This is a genomic window from Micromonospora sp. M51 (assembly GCF_018070305.1).
Lineage (GTDB): Bacteria > Actinomycetota > Actinomycetes > Mycobacteriales > Micromonosporaceae > Micromonospora > Micromonospora parva.
In genome coordinates this window covers 1-6,101 of the sequence record NZ_JAGPXZ010000357.1, presented here as the reverse complement: position 1 = coordinate 6,101, position 6,101 = coordinate 1, and the positions used below count along the sequence as shown (strand labels likewise).

Genomic DNA, 6,101 nt, shown 5'->3' with positions numbered 1-6,101 from the left:
GTCGACGAACCAGCCGCAACCCCCCTTGCCGGGAAATCCGTCCACGTTGCAGTCCTGGCGGCCGCGGTGGTCCTCGTCGCAGGTCGAGACCAGCACCCGACCGGTCGCTGCCGCGCGGATCTCGGTGCCCTTGGCCGCGCCGATGTCGACGCCGTTGTGGCTGGGCCGGCTGGCGGTGCGGAAACCGGAGCCCACTCGGCCGGGTATCGGCGCGGTCCAGCCGGAGGCGGCGATCTGGCCGCGTTCCGCCGCGTTGCACACCGCCTTGCCGTTGATCTCGACGGTGCGGGCCGCACCGCCGGCCAGCGCGTCCACGATCCGGCTGGCCACCTCCTCGTGTTTGGCGTACGCGTCCGGGTACGCGCTGACCTGTACCCGCTGCGCGACAACTGTCAGCGGTCGGCCCTGCCAGCCCTGAACCTTGACGAGCTTCTCGTAGAACTTGCGGGCCGCGTACGCCGGGTTCAACCGCTCGGCGACGGAGCCCCACCCCGGACGCTGCTGGAACAGGCCCAGCGAGTCGTGGTCCGCGCCAACGCCCTCGTGGGGCAGGGCCAGGGACTCGGGTACGCCGCTGTTCGCCAGGTTGCGAAGGGCGGATTCCTGCATCGCGGTGGCGAGGGCGATCACCCAGCCGCGCGACGGCACGCCCATGTCCTGACCAACCTTGATGATGATCGCGGCATTGCGGACCTGGCTGTCGCCGTACTCGGCGAACCGCGGCAGCTTGCCCGCGACGTTCACCGCTCGGATCCGTCCCCGTTCTCGGCGTCGTCGCCGCCGAGCCCGGTGAGGAAGAACGCCGCGGTGCCGCCCGTGCAGCAGAGCAGGAGCAGCATCCCGGTGAGCACCGCGGCGATCAGGCCGAGCCGGGGCCGGCGGCGAGTGGGGCTATCAACGTCGCTCACGGCCGCTCCCAGTCCAGAACGTCGACCAGCCAACCATCGTCGGAGGTGACCAACTCCAGCCGGAGCCGGCCGGTATCGAGGGGGAGCAGCAGTTCGACGAACGTCTCGGTTCGCTCCCGCATGGTCGGCGGACCGGTGACCTTCTCGGCGGGCACGCTCTCGGGCTCGGCGCCGGTCAACTTCTCCCTCAGCGCCGGTGTGGAGAGCGGCCGCAGGCCAGCCTGCCAGTCTTCGGTGGTCATCCCGGGGCGACCCAGCCAGGCTGCGGCGAAGCGGTCAGCGGTCTGTTCGGGGGTGCGGGCACCCGGCGACGTCACGGGTGACGGCGGAGCCGCGCTGTTGAGCAGGCCGTCGTCCCCGGCTGTCGGGTCCACGGTGATGATCGGGCCATCAGGACGGTTGCTCAACCCATCCGTCGAATCGACCGGGTTGCCGACCAGCCGGGCTGCCCCGAGCACACCGACAACCACCACCCCGATCAACAGGGCAATGCCCAGCCGGGACCGCAGCGCCCGGGTGAAGAGGAACTCCAACGCCCGCCGCATGGCTGTCACCTCGCCTCTGAGCGCACCCGAGGTCCGGTGCGATCCGGCGCTCGTTCGGAGGAGCCCGGGCGGTAGACCACGAACGACGGGTTCTCAGCCGGCACATCGGGTTCGGTCCAGGTCGCCGGCTTTCGGCGTCGGGGCTGCGGTGCCACCGGGCGGCTCCGACCGCGACCCTCCTCGGCCAGCGCATCGTCGGGCCGCTCTCGACCGTCCGGACGCACCGTCTCGCTGCGCCGGCCCTCGGCGGCGGCGGTCGGCACCGGGGCCGGGTCCTCCCGCCGCGCCTCTGGTCGTAGCCGGGTCTGCTCCGCGTCGGGTGACCGTCGACGTCCGCCCACCGGTTCGGCGGTGCCGCCCGGCTCCGCCACGTCCAGCCGCGCTGCGGTCCGCATGTCGCGGAAGAACCTGCGGTGCCAGGAGCCGGCCGAACTCACCGCTTCGCTGCTGTCCTTGCCGCCGAGTTGGGTGATCCGTCGGTACGGCCGCAGCAGCAGCCATCCGACCACCCCACAGAGCCACACCAGCACCACCTGAAGCCAACCCGGCAGGGTGGGGGTGCTCATGATCAGATCGACGGCGAACAGGTAGATAGCGGCGCCAGTGCCGAAGATGGCAATGTTGAACACTGCGGCAACGACCGCATTGGCCAGCCGGCGAAGCCCGGCGCTGGCCGGTCGGAGTAGACCGATGGTGCCGAGAATCGGGGCAGCGATCACCGCCCAGCGGAAGATCAGGAAGCCGAGCAGCACGAGCACCGACGCGGTGAGGTCGAACATCGCGAAGAGCACTGCCGCGAGTACCGCGATGAATCCGGACCCAATCCGGTCCATGTCTCGGGTCCCCGTCAGGAACTCGTACGCCTCCGGGTCTTCGGTCTTGATCTGCTCGGCAACCGTCATCCACTGCTGTTGCTTGGCCTTGATCGTGGCATCCCGGGTGGCCGGGTTGGCACGGAGCTTTTCCGACTCCTCCCAGGAGAGGGCCTTCGCGTCGTAGAGTGCCGGCCCGTACTTACGAGCGGTCTCGCTGTCCGCCGAGCCGAGTACTCCACGCAGCCAGTTGCGGTAGAGCATGGATTCGGTGGCAGTGTCGCTGGCCCGGACAGCCGGCGGTCGGTTGTCCTTGCAGGCCTTAGGATCCGGATCGTCGCATTGATCCGGCGGGGTATCCCTTGAAGCCGGGCCTATGGCGTCGTGCACGACGCCGAGCGAGGTGATCAGAGTGCCGTCGGCGATGTTCGCCGACTTGACCGGCCAGGCCGCCAGCGCGGTGACTGCCACCATCACCAGCAATGCCCACCCTGCGGTGGTCATCGCGTTACTCATGTCCGACTGGCGGGAGCGCCAGAGCAGGTAGAGGCCCACCACGCAGAGCGTGACGATCCCGAAAACGCTGAACACCTTCTGGTAGACGGCTTTGGTGGCCTTCTCCACCAGCGGGTCGGCCCAGTCCCACATCGCGCGTGGATCCCAGGCTCGTTCCCGCAGGGCGTTCGAGGCGCCCACGACCGCAGTGGCGATCATGAGCTCACCGTTGGCGACCGTGGTGGTGAACTTGTAGTCCGGATGGAGAATGGTGGAGGCGCAACCACCATCCACGTCATAGGTGTTGAAGCTGTAACCGCCGTACCCGTAGTCGCTGTAGATGCCCTTCGGCCCGGGCAGCTTTGACGAGTCCGGGCGGGAGGCGAACCAGCCGGCAAGGCCAGAATCCGGGGCGGACGGTACAGGTGGCTTTCGGCAATCGATCTCAGCCTGGCTGACCTGCTTCAGCTTGCCCACGCAGGTGCGGAAGTCGGCCTGCCATTCAGCGGTCGTGCAGAGGTCGGCGCGGGCCTGGGCGGCTGGGGGTGCGGCGGCGGCGGCCTCGGCGCCGATCAGCGGCCAGGTGAGGCTGGCCCCGGCCAGTACGCCGAGGGCGAGCAGGAACGACGTGAGCCTTGCCCAGGCTCCCGGGCCTCGGTCACGGCCCTCCGCCTCGGCTCGACCGAGGACCTTGACCCAGGCCCTAGCCATGTCACGCCTCCAGATCCGGCAGGGGGATGCTCGGCAGCACTCCGGCCGCTGCGGCGATCGCGGCGGGCGTCGTGTCGAGGTGGTCCAGCAGGCCTTCGACGTACGAGACGTCGACGCGGACCTTCTGCACCCGGCCGTCCACGTCACGCATCACGAACTCGCGGAAGCCGAGGCGGGCGGCCGAGTTGGCGTCGGCGGCGGAGAGGGAGGCGAGGGTGGCCTCGTATCCGTCGTTGACCGGCACCCGCAGCAGCCGCAGAGCTTCGGAGGCGATCTCGGCGTCCTCGGCGATGCGGCCGACGAAGACGGTGGAGACGAGGTTCTGCACGTCGAGGCCGAGGATGTCGCGGGGGTTCTGGGAGGCGACCAGCGCAGCCAGGTTCCACTTGCGGGAGTCGCGGGCGAGCCGGACCAGGAAGGAGCGCCCGGAGCGCCAGCCTTCCATGAAGTGCGCCTCGTCGAGGCCGACGAGCTTGCGGGACGACATCGAGCCGCCGTAGCAGCGCCGGACGGCGAGCCGGTGCGCGGTGTGCAGCATCGGCAGGGCCAGTGCTTCCTCGGCTGACCAGTACTCGCGTTCGATCTTGAGGTCAGGCAGCCGTAGCCCGGCCATGGTGATCACGGTGAGTGCCGCGTCGGCACCGAGCAGCCCTTCCGGCGGTCGGCCGAAGAAGAGCATGGCCAGCGGCATCTCGGCGGTGTCCAGCAGGAGGTTCGCCAGTTCCTTGCCGGCGTCGTCGTCGAGCCGCCCGAGGCAGCTCACCACGTCGTCCAGGGTGGAGGTTTCCTCGGCGGGGACCTGCCGGACGGCGTGCCGGAACAGGGTGGCTGTCGACGCCTCCCTGGCCACCTGCGGTGGGACGAGCATCATGCAGATGTCCTGGACCAGCATCCGCCGCTCGGCCCGGGCGTTGGAGACGGCGATTTCGAACTCCCGGTCGCCGGAGGCCCCGGGGCCGAACTCGGAGCGCAGCGGCGTCGGGATGAGTGAGTAGGGCGCCAGGGTGCCGTGCTCCGAACCGGTCAGGTTCAACACCCGGGAGTACGGCCGCAGTTCGGGCATCGCGCAGAGGCGGGCCAGCGGGCCGGACGGGTCGAGCAGGGTCACCTGGACACCTCGGCGGGCGGCCAGGTAGCCCAGGGCGCCGAGCAGTGTCGACTTGCCACCGCCCGGTTCGGCGACGAAGACCGCGAGCCCGGAGCGTTCCCGGACCTCCATGGGGAAGTGCAGGTCGAGGAAGACCGGGCGGCGGCAGGTGCCGGCGGTCCGGCCGATGAGGTCGCCCCGCCGGTCGCCCACGTTCGATGCTGCCTGGGGGAGCGCGGCGGCGAGCAACGGCACCGGCATGCGCCGGACGTAACCGGTGTTGGCGATCGGCTCGCCGGGGATGAATTCGCGGGCCAGCCAGTCCTGGTTCTTCGGGTGCTGCAATGAGATGCGCAGCTCCCGGGAGTAGAGCTGGATGAGCCGGCGGGCCCGCTCCAGGCACTCCTCCCTGGTCCGGCCGCCGACCGCGATCCGGTGCCAGCCGTGCGCTCGGGCCGAGTCGACCGGCAGGCCGGTGGTCATCTCGTCGCCGATCACCAGGGCGCGCTTGGCCAGTCGCTCCAGCTCGGGGGGCGCGTCGATGCCGTGTTCGGCGTAGTCGAGCTGTTGCGAGCGGATCATCCGCAGCCGGTGTTCGAGATTGCGGAAGGAGTCACCGGAGCCGAGGATGTCGACGCGGGTGGAGATCTCCATCGGCCAGGGCAGCCGCTCGTGGAAGTGCAGCCAGGGCTCGTGCCGTTCGGGGATCTCCAGCGGCTCCATCCGGCCGACGGCGAGCACGGCCACGTGCCGCTCCTCACCGGTCATCCGGTTGACCAGCTTCACGGTCGAGCCGTACGGAGTGCGGTAGCGCTCCACCTGCTCGGTCATGGCGAGCAGGTCACCGCGCTCCCAGCGCCCGTCGGTGACGGGGGAGAGGGTGCTCGGCGGCGACATGCACAGCGCCACCGAGCGGTAGAGCAGCCATTCCAGCTCCTGGGCGGTGACCCGCCGGCCGCGCATGCCGAACGCGCCGAGCACCTCGTCGAACTGCTCGACGGTGCGGCCCAGCTTGCGGCGTTCGCCGTCGGCGGTGCCCCGACCGAAGGTGCGCAGCAGCCGCTCGGTGAGCGAGTCGCCGAGTGAGCGGCGGGCGAAGGTGACCCCCAGGTAGGTCTGCCCCTCGGCGTGGTTGACCGCCATCAGGTGGCGTTGGGCGGCGACCAGGTGATCGGCCCAGCCGGTGGTGCCGGGGACGTCGGGCAGCGGTGCCGAGGTGTGCGTGTCGATCGTGCGGGCCCACTCGTCGGCGGGGAACGGCCGGGTGGTGCGGCGCAGGTGCAGTCGGAAGCCGGCCAGGCCGGCGTACTGCTCGGAGATCGCCGACAGCAGCGCCTCACGTTCGGCGTCCGGCCGGAACGCCCAGCGGACCTCGGGCAACCAGTACCAGGCCGTGACGGTGTTCGGCGTGAAGGTCAGGTGGCCGGCGATCTCGGTGATGGCCAACTCGACCGACGGGTCCCGGTCTCCGAATTTGATCTTTGGAGCCCGTACCCGGGTCGGCTTGATCGGTCGGTCCGCTCGGCTCGCCGCACGTTGGCGG

Annotated in this window: 3 protein-coding genes and 1 pseudogene; all 4 read right to left on the bottom strand. The window is 70.3% G+C overall.

Annotated elements, in window-relative coordinates; translation table 11 throughout:
• Positions 1–839: pseudogene (locus KBX53_RS19160) on the bottom strand (M23 family metallopeptidase); the annotation flags it as partial.
• Positions 840–904: 65 nt separating this feature from the next.
• On the bottom strand, positions 905–1,462 hold the full coding sequence (locus KBX53_RS19155) for a hypothetical protein (protein WP_036410627.1): 558 nt from the start codon (positions 1,460–1,462) through the stop codon (positions 905–907).
• Entirely contained in the window at positions 1,459–3,471 is a 2,013-nt protein-coding gene (locus KBX53_RS19150; RefSeq protein ID WP_247675869.1) for an MFS transporter, read from the bottom strand. The genes KBX53_RS19155 and KBX53_RS19150 overlap by 4 nt, the downstream gene beginning before the upstream one ends.
• Position 3,472: 1 nt before the next feature.
• Positions 3,473–6,101: ATP-binding protein (locus tag KBX53_RS19145; RefSeq protein ID WP_210860784.1), on the bottom strand; the 2,629-nt coding region annotated here is incomplete at its 5' end.

Bases quoted from the DNA above. Each gene is read 5' to 3' on its own strand.
- KBX53_RS19150 (WP_247675869.1), bottom strand. From the start codon at position 3,471: ATGGCTAGGGCCTGGGTCAAGGTCCTCGGTCGAGCCGAGGCGGAGGGC.